This is a genomic window from Limnohabitans sp. Rim8, from assembly GCF_945901735.1.
Lineage (GTDB): Bacteria > Pseudomonadota > Gammaproteobacteria > Burkholderiales > Burkholderiaceae_C > Limnohabitans_A.
Genome location: NZ_CAMDLM010000047.1, coordinates 1 through 17,325, shown reverse-complemented (window position 1 = coordinate 17,325; position 17,325 = coordinate 1). Strand labels below are relative to the sequence as shown.

General features: G+C 59.6%; 19 protein-coding genes. 17 read left to right on the top strand and 2 right to left on the bottom strand.

All coding sequences use genetic code 11. The features are described from left to right. Positions 1-118: 118 nt before the first annotated feature. The gene (locus Q0O99_RS16445) at positions 119-1,081 is read left to right on the top strand and encodes a S49 family peptidase (protein ID WP_293753054.1); all 963 of its coding nucleotides are present in this window, start codon (positions 119-121) and stop codon (positions 1,079-1,081) included. Between the two features lie 8 nt (positions 1,082-1,089). Here the strand turns inward: Q0O99_RS16445 and Q0O99_RS16440 are convergent, their stop codons facing one another. Then, entirely contained in the window at positions 1,090-1,863 is a 774-nt protein-coding gene (locus Q0O99_RS16440; protein ID WP_293753052.1) for an SAM-dependent methyltransferase, read from the bottom strand. After that, positions 1,860-2,459, bottom strand: a complete 600-nt coding sequence (locus Q0O99_RS16435; RefSeq protein ID WP_293753051.1) for a Maf family nucleotide pyrophosphatase — start codon at positions 2,457-2,459, stop codon at positions 1,860-1,862. The genes Q0O99_RS16440 and Q0O99_RS16435 overlap by 4 nt, the downstream gene beginning before the upstream one ends. A gap of 62 nt (positions 2,460-2,521) precedes the next feature. On the opposite strand from Q0O99_RS16435, the gene Q0O99_RS16430 reads away from it, so the two are divergent. From Q0O99_RS16430 to Q0O99_RS16355, 16 genes are all read left to right on the top strand, one after another. After that, the gene (locus Q0O99_RS16430; protein WP_293753050.1) at positions 2,522-3,070 is read left to right on the top strand and encodes a YceD family protein; all 549 of its coding nucleotides are present in this window, start codon (positions 2,522-2,524) and stop codon (positions 3,068-3,070) included. 140 nt (positions 3,071-3,210) lie between these two features. Continuing rightward, positions 3,211-3,393: a 50S ribosomal protein L32 gene (rpmF, locus tag Q0O99_RS16425; protein ID WP_005794249.1), complete on the top strand. Its 183-nt coding sequence runs from the start codon at positions 3,211-3,213 to the stop codon at positions 3,391-3,393. Positions 3,394-3,506: 113 nt separating this feature from the next. Then, on the top strand, positions 3,507-4,571 hold the full coding sequence (gene plsX / locus Q0O99_RS16420; protein ID WP_293753049.1) for a phosphate acyltransferase PlsX: 1,065 nt from the start codon (positions 3,507-3,509) through the stop codon (positions 4,569-4,571). After that, positions 4,568-5,545, top strand: a complete 978-nt coding sequence (locus Q0O99_RS16415) for a beta-ketoacyl-ACP synthase III (RefSeq protein ID WP_293753048.1) — start codon at positions 4,568-4,570, stop codon at positions 5,543-5,545. The genes plsX and Q0O99_RS16415 overlap by 4 nt, the downstream gene beginning before the upstream one ends. Positions 5,546-5,624: 79 nt before the next feature. Next, complete coding sequence (fabD, locus tag Q0O99_RS16410) at positions 5,625-6,575, top strand: ACP S-malonyltransferase (protein ID WP_293753047.1); 951 nt, start codon at positions 5,625-5,627, stop codon at positions 6,573-6,575. Further along, positions 6,572-7,315, top strand: a complete 744-nt coding sequence (fabG, locus tag Q0O99_RS16405) for a 3-oxoacyl-ACP reductase FabG (protein WP_293753046.1) — start codon at positions 6,572-6,574, stop codon at positions 7,313-7,315. Before fabD ends, fabG begins: the two co-directional genes overlap by 4 nt. A 62-nt stretch (positions 7,316-7,377) precedes the next feature. After that, on the top strand, positions 7,378-7,614 hold the full coding sequence (acpP, locus tag Q0O99_RS16400) for an acyl carrier protein (RefSeq protein ID WP_019427049.1): 237 nt from the start codon (positions 7,378-7,380) through the stop codon (positions 7,612-7,614). Between the two features lie 6 nt (positions 7,615-7,620). Next, positions 7,621-8,865, top strand: coding sequence for a beta-ketoacyl-ACP synthase II (gene fabF, locus Q0O99_RS16395; RefSeq protein ID WP_293753045.1), 1,245 nt, complete (start codon positions 7,621-7,623; stop codon positions 8,863-8,865). Between the two features lie 25 nt (positions 8,866-8,890). Further along, complete coding sequence (locus tag Q0O99_RS16390) at positions 8,891-9,385, top strand: hypothetical protein (RefSeq protein ID WP_293753044.1); 495 nt, start codon at positions 8,891-8,893, stop codon at positions 9,383-9,385. A 151-nt stretch (positions 9,386-9,536) separates the two neighbouring features. Beyond that, positions 9,537-10,931, top strand: a complete 1,395-nt coding sequence (locus Q0O99_RS16385; RefSeq protein ID WP_293753043.1) for a DegQ family serine endoprotease — start codon at positions 9,537-9,539, stop codon at positions 10,929-10,931. Positions 10,932-11,424: 493 nt separating this feature from the next. Then, the gene (gene lepA, locus Q0O99_RS16380; RefSeq protein ID WP_293753042.1) at positions 11,425-13,233 is read left to right on the top strand and encodes a translation elongation factor 4; all 1,809 of its coding nucleotides are present in this window, start codon (positions 11,425-11,427) and stop codon (positions 13,231-13,233) included. Next, positions 13,233-14,198 (top strand): signal peptidase I, encoded by a 966-nt coding sequence (lepB, locus tag Q0O99_RS16375; protein ID WP_293753041.1) that lies wholly within the window; start codon positions 13,233-13,235, stop codon positions 14,196-14,198. The genes lepA and lepB overlap by 1 nt, the downstream gene beginning before the upstream one ends. Positions 14,199-14,223: 25 nt before the next feature. Then, positions 14,224-14,898 carry a ribonuclease III gene (rnc, locus tag Q0O99_RS16370; RefSeq protein WP_293753053.1) on the top strand — a complete coding sequence of 225 codons (675 nt, stop codon included), beginning with the start codon at positions 14,224-14,226 and terminating at the stop codon, positions 14,896-14,898. Further along, complete coding sequence (gene era, locus Q0O99_RS16365; RefSeq protein ID WP_293753040.1) at positions 14,895-15,950, top strand: GTPase Era; 1,056 nt, start codon at positions 14,895-14,897, stop codon at positions 15,948-15,950. The genes rnc and era overlap by 4 nt, the downstream gene beginning before the upstream one ends. An 11-nt stretch (positions 15,951-15,961) precedes the next feature. Beyond that, positions 15,962-16,711 carry a DNA repair protein RecO gene (gene recO, locus Q0O99_RS16360; protein WP_293753039.1) on the top strand — a complete coding sequence of 250 codons (750 nt, stop codon included), beginning with the start codon at positions 15,962-15,964 and terminating at the stop codon, positions 16,709-16,711. Beyond that, a partial coding sequence (locus Q0O99_RS16355) for a pyridoxine 5'-phosphate synthase (protein ID WP_293753038.1) occupies positions 16,708-17,325 on the top strand: 618 nt, incomplete at its 3' end. The genes recO and Q0O99_RS16355, both read left to right, overlap by 4 nt.

Genomic DNA, 17,325 nt, shown 5'->3' with positions numbered 1-17,325 from the left:
GTGACGGCGTGGTTCACTGGCATACTGCCTACAACTTGAAACCCCTTAAATTTTGAACATGCAAGACCCCCAGGACAGTACGTCCGCGCCCGCTCCCGCACAAGCTGTTTCTGACCCGATGCCCGCCCAAGCCCCGGTGCGCCATCCCGTCGACGAAAATTGGGCCCGTAAAACCTTGGCGGACCTGGCTTTTGCGAACCTCAAGGAGCAGCAAACACAGCGCCGGTGGAAGTCAGGGATGCGATTGGCCTGGTTGCTCTTTTTGGGCGTCGTGGTCTGGCTGGTTTTTAGTTTTAATTCACCTGGAAACAACACCAGTTTTCCGCACACGGCCATGGTCACCATTCAAGGTGAAATCGGCCCAGGCACCGAAGCCAGTGCGCAAAACATCATGTCGTCCATGCGCACGGCACTGGAAGACCCGGGCTCGCAAGCCTTGATCTTGCTCATCAATTCGCCCGGCGGCAGCCCGGTGCAAGCCGGTCTCATCAACGATGAAATCACGCGACTGCGTGCCCTGCACAACAAACCGATTTATGCGGTGGTCGAGGAGTCTTGCGCCTCGGCGGCTTATTACATTGCCGCTGCAGCCGACCAGATTTATGTCGACAAGGCCAGTCTGGTGGGCAGCATTGGTGTTTTGATGGACGGTTTTGGTTTCACCGGGCTAATGGACAAGTTGGGCGTGGAGCGGCGCTTGATGACGGCTGGTGAAAACAAGGGCTTTTTGGACCCTTTCAGTCCGCAAACTCAGCCGCAACGCCTACACGCCCAAGCCATGCTCAACCAGATTCACGCCCAATTCATCGACGTGGTCAAAAAAGGCCGGGGTGATCGGCTCAAAGCCACGCCAGAGCTGTTCAGCGGTTTGTTCTGGAGCGGCCAGCAGGCCGTGGATCTGGGCTTGGCCGACAGCCTGGGCAGTGTGGATGGCGTGGCCCGTGAAGTGGTCAAGGCCCCTGACGTGATCGACTACACGCAACGCGAAAACGTGGCCGAGCGGTTGGTCAAGCGCTTTGGTGTGGCCGTGGGCGAGGGCAGCGTGCGTGCCATCCGCACGGCGGGCGCTGCTTTGCGCTGAGGCACCGTTCAAGGCCCGATAGCGTAAACCGCGGGCGTGTGTCCATCAGGGCCTTTGAGGCCCTTTTTCCATTGTGCGACCGTGTGGCTCTGAAGATGGGCGGACGGCAGTGTCAAGCCACTGGATATGGCCAGGCGTGTGTTGGCGTTCAGGCTCTGCAGCAGGCCGTCGAGCATGGCCGCGTTGCGGTAGGGGGTTTCGATCCACAACTGGGTTTGCCCGGTTTTGAGCGCCAACGACTCCAGTTGCTTCAAGCGGGCGGCCCGCTCGCTCGCCTCTTGCGGCAAGTAACCTACAAAGGCGAAGTTCTGGCCATTGAGGCCGCTGGCGGCCAAAGCCAGCAACAAAGACACCGGACCCACCATAGGCACCACGCCGATGCCCAGATCGTGGGCGGCCCGCACCACCGAACTGCCCGGGTCCGCCACAGCGGGCATGCCCGCTTCGCTCACCAGTCCCATATCGTGTCCCTGCAAGGCGGCGGCCAGCAAAGGTTTGCCGTCAAAGCCCGATTGGTGGTCGCCTTTTTTGTGGACATGACGGGGCAATTCGGTGATGCTTTGTTCGGGCAGGGGGGCGATCAGCGGATGCGTTTGACCCACGCGCTTGAGGAAGGCGCGGGTGCTCTTGGCGTTCTCGCAGACCCAATGCTGGATGCCTGCGGCAGTGGCCAGGGTGCTGGTGGGCAGCACCTCGGTGATGGGGGATTGCTCGGCACAGCCAAAGTCCAGGGGCGTGGGCACCAAAAACAGGCGGCCTTTGGGGCGTGGGGCGGCGCTCACAGCAGTTTGACCCCAGCTTTGCGCAGCAAACGCGCGGTGCGGATCAGCGGCAACCCGATCAGGGCAGTCGGGTCGTCGTTGTCGATGGATTCCAGCAACGCAATCCCCAAACCCTCGCTTTTGGCGCTGCCTGCGCAGTCGTAGGGTTTTTCAGCCTGCAAATAAGCCTCGATGTCTTCGTCACTCAAGTCACGAAAGACCACACGGACCTCGGCCAAGTCCACTTCTTCAAAGCCGCTGGCCAGGCAGACCACGGCCAGCGCGGTCTGAAAAATCACTGTCTGGCCGCGCATCTGGCGCAGCTGCTCCACGGCACGCGCGTGTTCGCCTGGCTTGCCCAGGGGTTGGCCCGCCAAATCGGCCACCTGGTCCGAGCCAATCACCACCGCCTCGGGGTGCAAAGCCGCCACGGCCCGGGCTTTGGCCAGGGCCAGTCGTCGGGCCAAGGCCTGAGGCGCTTCGCCGGGATGGGGTGTTTCGTCCACACCGGGCGCGCTGACAACAAAAGGGATGCGCAGGCGCTCGAGCAGTTCGCGCCGGTAAGGGGAGGTCGAGCCCAGCACCAATGGACGGACAGGGGAGGCAGAGGTGGTCAAGATCGAAGTCAAAGCGCTGGCCTTGGTGAAATTCGGATGGGTGATTCTCTTACACTGCAGTGATGGAAAAAAAATTGGACCCCCAACACCTCGATATGGTGACTTTTGCCCGTGACGCGTGCAGCCTGTATGGGCAGGGCGTGCTGGCCGATTGGCCGCGCTTGTCTCAGGAATTGTTCGGCAGTGACTTGCCTGCAGGGCCTGTGGTTTGGCAACTGCAAGGTCGATCGGTCCCGCAATCTGGCGGTGCTGACCAGATCTGGCTGGATTTGAAAGCGTGGGTGAATTTGCCTATGCAATGCCAGCGCTGCCTGACGCCGGTGCTGGAGACGGTGCAGGCCGAACGGCGTTTTCGTTTTGCCGCCGATGAAGCCACAGCGATGGCGCTGGACGATGAGGCCGAAGAAGACATTTTGGTGATCAGCCGCGACTTTGACGCACTGGCACTGATCGAAGACGAGTTGATTTTGTCCTTGCCCCTGGTGCCTTTGCACGAGGAGTGCCCCCAAGCGCTGCCGATGTCTGTGGCCGACCCAGAATTCGAATTTGCCGCGCAGCGACCCAACCCTTTTGGGGTTCTTGCGGGTCTGAAAACAGACAAGTCCAATTAAAGAGGCCATAAGTCTGTAGCCTTTCGGGGCCAGCTTGGGTTATACTCAATGGCTTCGCCCAGTTCTTCCGGGTGACACTCTCATCAACCAGAAGCTGCGTTGTCATTGGCGCGGCCTCCACAAGTTTCCAAGGAGCCATCATGGCCGTTCAGCAAAACAAAAAATCGCCCTCTAAGCGCGGCATGCACCGTTCGCACAATGCCCTGAATGTGCCGGGCATTGCTGTTGAACCCACCACAGGCGAAACACACCTGCGTCACCACATCAGCCCCAACGGTTTTTACCGTGGCCGCCAAGTGCTGAAGAACAAGTCAGAAGCCTGATCGGCGTCAGCCCTCAAGCCTCAAGAGGCCCGGCGCTACTTTTTTGAGTAGCCTCGGGCTTTTGTTTTTGTGGCTTTTGCTTTGTATTGCCCGGTTTTCAGCCCAAGGATTCCATGACCTCGCCCAACCCGATCACACTGGCAGTCGATTGCATGGGTGGCGACCACGGTCCCCGCGTCACGCTGGTGGCTTGCCGACATTTTTTGGCCAAACACCCCGATGCCCGTCTGCTTTTGGTGGGTCGCAAAGAGGACTTGGCGTCCTTCTCCGATCCCCGCGCTGAGGTGGTGGCTGCCAGCGAAGTGGTGGAAATGAACGACCCACTTGAAGTGGCTTTGCGCAAGAAAAAAGACTCGTCCATGCGGGTGGCCATCGAGCAAGTGCGCGATGGCAAGGCCGCTGCCGCTGTGTCTGCTGGAAACACCGGGGCCTTGATGGCCATTGCCCGTTATGTGCTCAAGACCATGGAGGGCATTGACCGTCCTGCCATTGCGGGCCAGATGCCCAACTTCAAGGGCGGCGGCACCACCATGCTCGATTTGGGCGCCAATGTGGACTGCACACCCGAGCATTTGCTCCAATTTGCGGTGATGGGTTCGGCGCTTGTTTCCGTTTTGCAAAACAAGGAGCAGCCCACGGTTGGTCTGCTTAATATTGGTGAAGAAGCGATCAAAGGCAACGAAATCATCAAAAAAGCAGGTGAATTGTTGCGATCAGCTGCCAATTCTGGCGATTTGAGCTTTCATGGCAATGTCGAAGGCAATGATATTTTCAAGGGCACGGTCGACATCGTGGTCTGCGATGGCTTTGTCGGCAACGTGGCGCTGAAAGCGAGTGAAGGCCTGGCCACCATGATCGGTGGCTTTTTGAAAAATGAATTTTCACGCAACATTTTTACCAAAATGGTCGCAATTTTGGCTTACCCCGTTCTATCTGCATTTAAAAATCGTGTGGACCATCGACGCTACAACGGCGCGGCTTTGCTGGGTTTGCGTGGACTTGTGTTCAAGAGCCACGGCTCGGCTGACGAGGTGGCTTTTGAGACTGCCTTGAACCGGGCTTATGATGCAGGCCGAAACCAATTGCTGGACCGCGTTCGTGAGCGCATCGCCCATGCCGCCCCTTTGTTGATGGGGGCGCAGGCCGAGCGGGCTGAACCAGTGGTCACATCCCTATGAGAATTTATTCACGCATCATTGGCACCGGCAGCTACTTGCCTGAAAACCGCCTGAGCAATGCCGATCTGGCCGCCGAGTTGGCGCAGCAAGGGGTTGAAACTTCCGACGACTGGATCGTGGAGCGCACGGGTATCCGTGCCCGGCACTTTGCTGCCGACCATCAGGGGTGCAGTGATCTGGCCACAGAAGCCGCTCGCAAAGCTTTGGATGCTGCCGGCCTGTCAGCGAACGACATCGATCTGATCATTGTGGGTACGTCCACGCCCGACATGGTGTTCCCGTCGGTGGCGACCATGGTGCAAAACAAACTGGGCACCGCAGGCTGTCCGGCGTTTGACGTTCAGGCCGTGTGCAGCGGGTTCATTTATGCGCTGACGGTGGCAGAGGCCATGATCCAGACCGGCTCGGCAAAGCGGGCGCTGGTCATTGGCGCAGAAGTTTTCAGCCGCATTTTGGACTTCAAAGACAGAACCACTTGCGTGTTGTTCGGTGATGGCGCAGGCGCGGTCGTGCTTGAGGCGTCCGAACAGCCCGGCATTTTGGCCACCGATTTGCACGCTGACGGCAAGTACAAAGACATTTTGTGCGTACCAGGGCACGTCAATCGGGGCGATATTTTGGGGGATCCCGTGCTCAAGATGGACGGCCAAGCTGTTTTCAAACTGGCGGTGGGTGTGCTGGAAGACACGGCCCGTGCCAGTCTGGCCAAGGCCCATTTGACCGAAGCCGACATCGACTGGCTGATCCCGCACCAAGCCAACATCCGCATCATGCAAAGCACCGCCAAAAAGCTAAAGATGAGCGCTGACAAGGTGGTGGTGACGGTGGATCAGCATGGCAACACCTCGGCCGCCTCGATTCCGCTGGCGCTGGACACGGCTGTGCGCGACGGGCGCATCCAGCGTGGCCAGACCCTCATGCTCGAAGGCGTGGGTGGTGGCTTCACTTGGGGCTCGGTCCTGTTGCGTTATTGATGCGCGATCGCTTTGACAGGTTTGGGTCTTAGATGCGCGGCACGCTGACCTTGATTTTTGACACCTACTCCATTTGCACATGACCTCATTTGCTTTTGTTTTTCCCGGCCAAGGCTCCCAAGCAGTGGGCATGTTGGACGCCTGGGGCGATCACCCTGTGGTGCACGAAACCCTCCAAGAAGCTTCTGACGCCTTGGGCGAAGACATCGCCCAGTTGATCCGCGAAGGCCCCAAAGAAGCGCTGGCCATGACCACCAACACCCAACCGGTGATGCTGGTGTCGGCGGTGGCAGCTTACCGCGCTTGGTTGGCTGAAGGCGGCGCCAAGCCGTTAGTGTTGGCCGGTCACTCCTTGGGCGAGTACAGCGCCCTGGTGGCTTCGAGTGTGTTGACACTCACGCAAGCTGCGCCCTTGGTGCGCCTGCGCGCCGCTGCCATGCAAGAAGCTGTGCCCGTGGGCGTTGGGGCCATGGCCGCCATTTTGGGCTTGGCTTCGGACAAAGTCATCGCCGGCTGCCAGCAGGCGCAAGCCACTTTCCCGGCAGGCAGCGCCGAAGTGGTGGAGGCTGCGAACTTCAACGACGCCGCGCAAACCGTGATCGCTGGCAGCAAAGCCGCAGTAGACAAAGCCTGCGAAGTGCTCAAAGGCATGGGCGCCAAGCGCGCGCTGATCTTGCCCGTGTCGGCCCCATTCCACTCGAGTCTGATGAAGCCCGCCGCTGAAAAGCTGCGCGAAAAACTGGCCACCTTGGCCTTGGGGGTGCCGCAGATCCCGGTGCTCAACAACATCGATGTGGCTATCGAAACCGACGCTGACCGCATTCGCGACGCGCTGTACCGTCAGGCCTTTGGCCCGGTGCGCTGGGTGGAATGCGTGCAGGCCATCAAGGCCCGTGGCATCAATACCGTGGTCGAGTGCGGCCCTGGCAAAGTGCTGGCGGGCATGACCAAGCGCATTGACACCGAATTGAACGGCTTGGCGCTGTACGACCCCGCCACGCTGGCTGAAGTCAAAGGAATCCTGTTATGAGCGAAGCACAAAAACAAATGGCACTGGTCACGGGCGCATCGCGTGGCATCGGCGCATCCATCGCATTGCATCTGGCTCAACAAGGCTATGTGGTGATCGGCACCGCCACCAGCGATGAGGGTGCCGCCAAGATCAGTCAGGCCCTGTCGGCTTTCCCAAGCAGCCGGGGGGCTACCCTGAATGTCAATGACGCCGACGCTGGCGCTGCGCTGATCGACGCCATCGTCAAAGAGCACGGCGGTTTGCAGGTGCTGGTCAACAACGCAGGCATCACCCGCGACACCTTGGCCATGCGCATGAAGGACGACGATTGGGATGCGGTACTGGACACCAACCTCAAGGCGGTGTTTCGCATGAGCCGCGCCGTGATGCGCCCCATGATGAAACAGCGCTATGGCCGCATCATCAGCATCACCAGCGTGGTGGGCGCCTCCGGCAACCCCGGCCAAGCCAACTACGCTGCGGCCAAGGCGGGTGTCGCGGGCATGACCCGAGCGCTGGCCCGCGAGCTGGGTAGCCGCAACATCACGGTCAATTGCGTGGCACCCGGTTTCATTGAAACCGACATGACCGCCAGCCTGCCCGAAGAACAACAAAGAGCTTTATTGGGCCAGATTCCTCTGGGCCATTTGGGCCAACCCGATGACATCGCCCACGCGGTGGCTTACCTTGCAGGTCCGGGTGCCGGCTATGTCACGGGTCAGGAATTGCATGTCAATGGTGGCATGTTCATGGCCTGATTTCCAGAACCTCGTTCCGGACAGGTAAAATCTTCATTTTTCACAACCCTCAGAGGGACCCCATGAGCGATATCGAAGCACGTGTCAAGAAAATCATTGCTGAGCAACTCGGCGTTGAAGAGTCACAAGTCACCAACGAAAAAGCCTTCGTGGCCGATTTGGGTGCAGACTCCCTGGACACGGTGGAACTGGTGATGGCCCTCGAAGACGAGTTCGGCATCGAAATTCCTGACGAAGACGCAGAAAAAATCACCACGGTGCAAGCTGCGATCGACTACGCCCAAAGCAAGAAGGCCTGATCGACGATGACCCGGCGCCGCGTTGTAGTCACGGGTTTGGGATGCATCAGCCCCGTGGGCAACACGGTGGCTGAGGCATGGTCCAACCTGATCGCCGGTCAATCCGGCATTGGTCCCATCACCCGATTTGACGCTTCAGCCATGTCGTGCCGGATCGTGGGTGAAGTCAAGAATTTTGACCTTGAGTCCTACATCAGCGCCAAAGAGGCGCGGACGATGGACCGATTCATCCATTACGGCATTGCTGCTGCGGCTCAGGCGATTCAAGACGCCGGTTTGCCATCAGGCGACGCGCTGGGTGAGGAAGAGGCTTGCCGCACGGGTGTTGTGATTGGTTCGGGCATTGGCGGCTTGCCGCTGATCGAAGACACCCACATTGAGTACGTGGCGCGCGGCGCGCGGCGCATCTCCCCATTTTTTGTACCTGCCTCGATCATCAACATGATTTCGGGCCATGTCTCGATGCGCCATGGCTTCAAGGGCCCCAACTTGGCTGTTGTGACTGCGTGCACCACAGGCTTGCACAGCATTGGCGAAGCCGGTCGCTTGATCGAATACGGCGATGCCGACGTGATGATCGCAGGCGGTTCTGAAGGCACCGTGTCGCCTTTGGGTGTGGGAGGGTTTGCCGCCATGCGCGCCTTGTCAACCCGCAACGATGACCCCACAGCAGCCTCCCGCCCTTGGGACAAAGACCGCGATGGTTTTGTGCTGGGCGAAGGCGCGGGTGTGATGGTGCTCGAAGAGTACGAACACGCCAAGGCCCGTGGCGCCAAAATCTATGCCGAGCTGTCTGGTTATGGTATGAGTGCTGACGCCGGTCACATGACCGCGCCCAGCATGGACGGCCCGCGCCGCGCCATGATCAACGCCATGCGCAATGCCGGTATCCATGCCGACCAGATCGATTACCTGAACGCACACGGGACCTCCACGCCGCTGGGGGACATCAACGAAACCCATGCCATCAAGGCGGCTTTGGGCGACCACGCATACAAAACCGTGATCAGCTCCACCAAGTCCATGACCGGTCACCTGTTGGGTGGCGCCGGCGGCATCGAGAGCGTGTTCACCGTGCTGGCGCTGCACCATCAAAAAGTACCGCCGACCATCAACTTGGTCAACCCCGACCCAGAGTGCGATCTGGACTACTGTGCCAACACCGCACGCGACCTCAAAATCGATGTGGCCTTGAAGAACAATTTCGGTTTCGGCGGCACCAACGGCTCTTTGGTGTTCAAACGCCTCTGAGCGCCCAGCAGTCAAGGTTCAAGCCATGAACATCGCCCCGCCTGTGGTTTACCCGGTGGGGCGTTTTGCTGCTGGCCGCATTTTGCTGGTGGCCGTCTGCGCGCTTTCAGCCGTGGGCATGGTCGGCTGGCAAATACAAACACGGGTCACAGGCCCCACCTTGTGTTTCGGTTGGTTGATGTGGGCCACATGTGCTTTGTCCGCGGCGCTTTGGGCTCCCAGGCAAGCCTTGACCCTAGGACGTTTGGGCTGGAGCGGCGATGCCTGGTTTTGGCAAGCCGATGCAGACACGTTCGATCAGGCCCAGGCCGTTGCCGTCTCGGTGGGCCTGGACACTGGCCAAGGCCTGTTGTTGTGGGTGCAGCCACTGGACGCGCAGGGCCGTGCACAGGGACGACGGGCCAGCGCCTGGGTTCAGGCGGGCGCGATGCCCTCAAAGTGGCATGGATTTAGATGCGCTGTATATTCGCGCCCGAAGACGGTTTCGCTGTCAGGCGGGAGACCGCAAGAGCGTGTTTAATGCGGCTTGAAATGACCGATTTCACCCGCATCTGTCATGGCGATGGAATCCGGTTTAGACCGATACAAGGAGGCTTTTTGTGCTGAACAACAAATGGACGAGGACGGCCGCATCGGCCTGTATGGTCATTGCACTGCTGACAGGAGGGGCCATGGTGTCCACATCTGCAGCCCTGGCGCAAGCCCCGGCCGCCTTGGTCCGTGGTTTGCCCGACTTCACCGATTTGGTGGAGCAGGTTGGGCCTTCGGTAGTGAACATCCGAACCCTTGAAAAAGTGCGCTCCAACACGCCCGGCGCTGGCGGGCAGGACGAAGAAATGCAGGAGCTGTTTCGCCGCTTTTTTGGCGTGCCCATGCCCAACGCACCACGCCAGGGTCCACGGCAAAACCGGCCCGAGCAAGAAGCCCAACCCCGGGGCGTGGGTTCGGGCTTCATTTTGAGCGCTGACGGTTACATCATGACCAACGCGCATGTGGTCGACGGGGCCGATGAGGTGATGGTGACCCTGACCGACAAACGCGAATTCAAGGCGCGAATTGTGGGGGCCGACAAGCGCACCGATGTGGCGGTCGTCAAAATTCAGGCGACTGGACTGCCCGCTGTCAAAGTGGGCGACGTCAACCGCCTGCGAGTGGGCGAGTGGGTCATGGCCATTGGGTCACCTTTTGGCCTGGAGAACACCGTCACGGCGGGTATTGTCAGCGCCAAGCAGCGCGACACCGGTGACTACTTGCCCTTCATTCAGACCGATGTGGCCATCAACCCCGGCAACTCGGGCGGCCCGTTGATCAACATGCGCGGCGAAGTGGTGGGCATCAACAGCCAGATTTATTCCCGCTCTGGTGGTTTCATGGGTATCTCGTTTGCCATTCCTATGGACGAGGCCATGCGGGTCAGTGAGCAGCTGAGGTCCTCGGGCCGGGTCAGCCGTGGCCGCATTGGGGTTCAAATTGCGCCAGTGACCAAAGAAGTGGCCGAGTCGATTGGTTTGGGCAAAGCGCAAGGCGTGTTGGTGCGCGGCGTGGAAGACGGTTCGCCAGCCGAAAAAGCTGGCATCGAGGCGGGTGACATCATCACCCGTTTTGATGGCAAGCCGATTGAAAAACCCGCTGATCTGCCGCGCGCGGTGGGCAACACCAAACCCGGCAGCCAAGTGGTGTTGACGGTTTTCCGCCGAGGCGCAACCCAGGACCTGAAGGTCACGGTGGCCGAAATCGAGCCAGAAAAAGTGGCCACCGCCACACCCGAGAAGAAAACCCCGCCCGTCAAGATCGCCCACCTGGGCCTGAGCTTGAGTGACTTGAGCGAGGCCCAAAAGAAAGAAGCGCGTGTTCGTGCAGGTGTGCGGGTCGACGCCGCAGTGGACGCTTCCGCACGGGCAGGCATTCGCGAGGGCGACCTGATTTTGGCGGTGGCCAACACCGACGTCAGCTCTGTGCAGGTGTTTGAGTCGCTGATGGCGCGCATCGACAAAACCCGCCCGGTCAGTGTGCTGATCCGCCGGGGCGATGGGGCGCAATATGTGCTGATTCGACCTGCTCCTTGATCGATTGCAAGTTTGGCAACCCTGAAACCCCTGTGGTTTTGGGGTTGTTGGGTACAAACCTCATTTTTCAGGGAGGCTGGGGCGGCGTTCGAAAATATTTGTGAAGTTCGTATTTGCTAACATTTTGAGGGCCTCATGCCGAATTTGGATAAAATCAACCGTCTTGAACCCTCATTCATGGCATATAGAGCAGGTCTTGATTCACCATGCGGGATTTGCCGCATGTGTCCACCGATGATCCACAGACAGCCCACAAGTTGTTCACTCGCTTGCATCACCAATTGTGGATAAGTTGTTGATAAGTATCATGTTGCATAACAGCAACGACCTGCCTAACCCGGTAGCGGGGCTGTGCGATTGGGCCAATTTGCCTACAATGAAGTCCCAACTATCGCAGTTGCCATTGATTGTTGGTTCAGGGCGCGTCGCCACCAGACGCGCCCTTTTTTCTTTTCTGGATCGTTGATCCACAAACACTTGCAGAACTTCCTTGATGAATCACATCAGAAATTTTTCGATCATTGCCCACATTGACCATGGCAAATCCACGCTGGCCGATCGCTTGATTCAACACTGTGGTGGCTTGGATGCGCGCGACATGCAAGCGCAGGTGTTGGATTCGATGGACATCGAAAAAGAACGCGGCATCACCATCAAGGCGCAAACGGCTGCGCTGCAGTACAAAGCCCAAGACGGTCAAATCTACAACCTCAACCTGATCGACACCCCTGGGCATGTGGACTTCTCGTATGAGGTGTCGCGATCCCTGTCGGCCTGTGAAGGTGCCTTGTTGGTGGTGGATGCCAGCCAGGGCGTGGAAGCGCAGACCGTGGCCAACTGCTACACCGCGCTCGATTTGGGTGTGGAGGTGGTGCCGGTGCTCAACAAAATGGATTTGCCCAATGCAGATCCCGATAACGCCCGCACCGAAGTGGAAGATGTGATCGGCATCGATGCAACCGATGCGATTCCTTGCTCGGCCAAGACCGGCATGGGCATTGAAGAAATTCTCGAAGCCGTGGTCGCCCGCATTCCGCCGCCCAAGGGCAACCCGGATGCGCCGCTGCGCGCCATGATCATCGACAGCTGGTTCGACACCTATGTGGGTGTGGTCATGTTGGTGCGCGTGGTCGATGGCCAGTTTCTCAAAAACGAGCGCATCCGCATGATGGCCAGCAATGCGGTGTACGAAGTGGGCAGTCTGGGCGTGTTCACCCCTGCCAACCAGCCACGCGAATCGCTCAAAGCGGGCGAGGTGGGTTACATCATTGCGGGCATCAAGGAGCTGCAGGCGGCCAAAGTGGGCGACACCGTTACCCTGGAAAAGAAGCTGCCCAACAACCTTGGGCCAGCCAGCGAAGCCTTGCCCGGTTTTAAGGAAATTCAGCCCCAAGTGTTTGCTGGTTTGTACCCGACCGAGGCCAACCAATATGACGGCCTGCGCGATGCGCTGGAAAAGCTCAAGCTCAACGATGCGTCTTTGCATTACGAGCCGGAAGTCTCACAAGCGCTTGGCTTTGGTTTCCGCTGCGGCTTTCTAGGCTTATTGCACATGGAAATCGTGCAGGAACGTCTGGAGCGCGAGTTTGACCAGGACCTGATCACCACGGCGCCCAGCGTCGTGTACCAAGTGGTCCAGCCGGGTGGCGAAGTCGTCATGGTCGAGAACCCGTCCAAGATGCCCGACCAAGGCAAGCTGCAGGAAATACGCGAGCCCATTGTGACGGTGCATTTGTACATGCCGCAGGACTATGTCGGCCCGGTGATGACACTGGCCAATCAAAAACGTGGTGTGCAGCTCAACATGGCCTACCACGGCCGCCAGGTCATGCTGACCTATGAAATGCCGCTGGGCGAGATCGTGCTGGACTTCTTTGACAAGCTCAAATCGGTCAGCCGCGGCTACGCGTCCATGGATTACGAGTTCAAGGAATTCCGGGCGTCCGACGTGGTGAAGGTTGACATTTTGCTCAACGGCGAAAAGGTCGATGCCTTGTCCATCATCGTGCACCGCTCACAATCACAGTACCGTGGTCGCGCTGTGGTGGCCAAGATGCGCGAGATCATCAGCCGCCAGATGTTCGATGTGGCGATTCAGGCGGCCATTGGTGCCAACATCATCGCCCGTGAAAGCATCAAAGCCTTGCGCAAGAACGTGCTGGCCAAGTGCTACGGTGGCGATATTTCGCGCAAACGCAAGCTGCTCGAAAAGCAGAAGGCCGGTAAAAAGCGGATGAAACAAATCGGTTCGGTCGAGGTGCCTCAAGAGGCGTTCTTGGCCATTTTGCAGGTGGAAGATTGATGCAACTCATCACGTCGATGGTTTTGGCCGCTTTTGTCGGCTATGCCGGTTCTTGGTATCTGGGCTTCTTGGAGGGCAACTTTGCTCTGTTGTTGTTGTTGGCCACCGTGGTCACTGGTATTTATTGGCTGGCCGAGCGCTTCTTCTTTTTGCCTCAGCGCCAAAAAGCGGTGGCGCAGCTCGAAGCCGAAACCGCTCAGCGCCGCGCCGAATTGACCAAAATGGGCATCGACAAGGTCGACACCGACATCCGCGAAAGCCGTGAAAAGCTGCTCATGCAGCCCTGGTGGCTGGACTGGACGGCGGGACTTTTCCCCGTCATCGTGGTGGTGTTTGTGCTGCGCTCGTTCTTGTTCGAACCCTTCAAGATTCCTTCCGGCTCCATGATTCCGACGCTGCACATCGGCGACCTGATCTTGGTGAATAAATTCCATTACGGCATTCGCTTGCCGGTGGCCAATACCAAGTTGACCGAAGGCACGCCCGTGCAGCGCGGCGATGTGATGGTGTTTCGATACCCCCCCAAGCCCAGCGTGGACTACATCAAACGTGTGGTGGCGCTCCCGGGTGATGAGGTGGCTTACTTGAACAAACGCCTGACCATCAACGGCAAACCGGTGCCCACCGAAGTGCTGCCCGACTTTTTTGATGACTCCACCATGCGCTACTCCAAGCAGCGCCGCGAAACCCTTGGGGCCAAACCGCATCAAACGCTGCAGGACGATGACCGTCCGGCCTTTGTGCCGGGTGCCGACCAATTTGCGGGCCGCGACAACTGCAACTACACCGTCGAAGGCGTGACTTGCAAAGTGCCTGCAGGTCATTACTTCATGATGGGCGACAACCGCGACAACTCGCTCGATTCGCGCTACTTTGGATTCGTGCCCGATGCCAACATCGTGGGCAAAGCCTTCTTTGTCTGGATGAACTTCGGCAACCTCAAGCGCATCGGCGCTTTTGACTGAGGTGGGCGTGGCCAATCCCCCTGCTTTGCCCGAGTTGCAAGTCCGGCTGGGCTACGCCTTTCGCCAGCAAGCTTTGCTGCAGCAGGCGGTCACGCACCGCAGCTTCAGTGCCGACCACAACGAGCGCCTCGAGTTTTTGGGCGACTCGGTGCTTAATTTGGCCGTGGCGAACCTGCTGTATGTGCAACTGGCCAGCTTGCCCGAGGGCGATTTGTCGCGGGTGCGGGCCAACCTGGTCAAGCAAGACACCCTGCACCAACTGGCCAAAACCTTGGATTTGCCTGGTGTGATGCGCTTGGGCGAGGGTGAGATGCGATCGGGTGGCCAAAACCGCCCGTCCATTCTGGCCGATGCGCTGGAAGCCATCATTGGCGCGGTGTACCTGGACGGCGGTTACAAGGAGGCCCAAGACCTGGTCGAGCGCTTGTTCGCCCAGGTCGACATCAAGCCCGACATGCAGGCCGTGGGCAAAGACCCCAAGACCGAGTTGCAAGAGTGGCTGCAAGGGCGCAAGTTGGCCTTGCCCAAATACACGGTGGTGGGTACCTCCGGGGCGGCGCACCGTCAGCAGTTCGAGGTCTCTTGCGAGGTGACCGAATTGCGCCAAACCCAACAAGGCTCGGGCGCATCGCGTCGCGCCGCCGAACAAGCAGCGGCTGCCGCCATGCTGCTCACCTTGAAATCCGAAAGCGCCGCATGAGCACCGACAAGTCAACACCCTCGCCCAAGTGCACCGCGCAAGCGCAAACCATGCGCCGCCCAGTGCAAATCGCAGGCGTGACCATTCAGCCGCGCGATGCTTCGGAAGACGCCGCCTTGCCGCCCCTGGCCGCCGCCCCAGCCCCTGTGCCCGTTGAAGGGCAGCGCTGCGGCTTGGTCGCCATTGTGGGCAAGCCCAACGTGGGCAAGTCCACTTTGCTCAACGCCTTGGTCGGCCAAAAAATCAGCATCACCTCGCGCAAGGCCCAAACCACGCGCCACCGCATCACTGGCATTCGTACGCAAGGCGCTGCGCAGTATGTGTTTGTCGATACGCCCGGTTTCCAGACCATCCATGGCACCGCGCTCAACAAGTCGCTCAACAAGACCGTGGTGGGCGTTGTGAGTGATGTGGACTTTGTGTTGTTCGTGGTCGAGGCGGGCAGCTTCACCACGGCCGATGCCAAGGTGCTGGCCCTGCTCAAGCCCGGCATTCCGGTCCTGCTGGTGGCCAACAAACTCGACAACGTGCACCGCCGTGGCGACATCGCGCCTTGGCTGCAAAGCATGCAAGAGCGCCACGCATTCAACGAATTTGTGCCCATGTCGGCCAAACAGCCCAAAGACATCGTGCGTTTGCTCGGTATCTGCGAAAAATACCTGCCCGAGCAAGCTTGGTGGCATGCTGAGGATGAGCTGACCGACCGCAGCGAGAAATTTTTGGCCAGCGAGATGGTGCGCGAAAAACTCTTTCGCCTGACCGGCGACGAGTTGCCCTACACCTCCACCGTGGTGATCGACAAGTTCGAAGAAGAAGCGGGCCGCACCGCCAAACGCATGCTGCGCATCGCGGCCACCATCGTGGTGGAACGCGAAGGCCACAAGGCCATGGTGATCGGTGACAAGGGCGAAAAGCTCAAGCGCATCGGCACTGAAACCCGCGTCGAGCTCGAAAAGCTGCTGGACGCCAAGGTGTTCATCGAGCTGTGGGTCAAGGTGCGCTCGGGCTGGGCCGATGACGAAGCGCGTGTGCGCAGCTTTGGCTACGAGTAAGCACTGCGTCCATGGCCACCAAGCGGATCGCAGACGAGCCAGCCTATGTGCTGCACCGCTACGACTGGAGCGAAACCAGTCTGATCCTCGAAGTGTTCACCCGCCACCACGGCCGGGTGGCCCTGGTGGCCAAGGGTGCCAAGCGCCCCAGTTCCAGTTTTCGGCCTGTGCTGTTGCCCTTGCAGCCTTTGTCGCTGGCTTTTGGTGGCGAAGGCGATATCCGCACCCTCAAGTCGGCTGAATGGGTGGGCGGGCACGTCATGCCCACGGGCGAGGCCCTGCTGTCCGGTTATTACCTCAATGAACTGCTCATGCGCCTGACCGCGCGCGACGATCCCCATCCTGCTTTGTTCGAGGTGTATGCGGCCGCCGTGCGCCTGCTGGCCAGTGGCGACCCCGATGCGCTGCAGTGGGCCTTGCGTGGCTTTGAGTTGCTGCTGCTCAAGGAAATGGGCCTCTTGCCCGCCCTGAACCTGCAGACCCTGGCCCTCAAGCCTTTGTCTCTCACAGACAGTTACACCCTTGTACCCGAGGCGGGGCTGCAGTGGGTGAGCGACGACCCGCGCCACGCCTTGTGCGGCGAACAGTGGCTGGCGCTGCACGCGGCGCTGGCGTCACCCAACCCCTTGGCCGCCTTGCTGCGCGAGTGTGCCGATCTGCTGGTGCAGTTGCAGCGTCCCTTGCGCCTGATGCTCAACTACCATTGCGGTGTGGGTGCGTTGCGCACCCGCCAAATGATGCTGGACTTGCAAACTTTATGAACACTTCTGCGACCCCTTCTTCCCAATGCGTGGCCCTGTCGGTCAACGTCAACAAAGTCGCTTTGCTGCGCAACTCCCGCCACCTGGGCATCCCCAGCGTTGCCCGCGCGGCCGAGTTGTGCCTGCAAGCCGGTGCCAACGGCATCACCATCCACCCCCGACCCGATGAACGGCACATCCGCGCCAGCGATGTGCCCGAGCTGACCGCCTTGATGAAGGCCTGGCCCGATCGCGAGTTCAACATTGAGGGCAACCCCTTTCACAACCTGATGGACCATGTGCGTGCCGCGCGCCCGCACCAAGTGACCTTTGTGCCCGACAGCGAAGGCCAGTTCACCAGCGACCACGGCTGGACCTTTCCGCAGGACGCCGAGCGCCTGAAACCCCTGATTGACGAATGCCGGGCGCTGGGTTTGCGGGTGAGCCTGTTCATGGACCCCATCCCCGCACAAATGGCTGCTGCCCGCGCCGCGGGGGCTGACCGGGTGGAGTTGTACACCGAGCCTTATGCCGCCAGTTTTGGCACCCCCGACCACGCCACTCAATTGCAGCGCTACGCCGATGCGGCTGTGGCGGCCACGCAGGCTGGCCTCGGAGTGAATGCCGGGCACGAC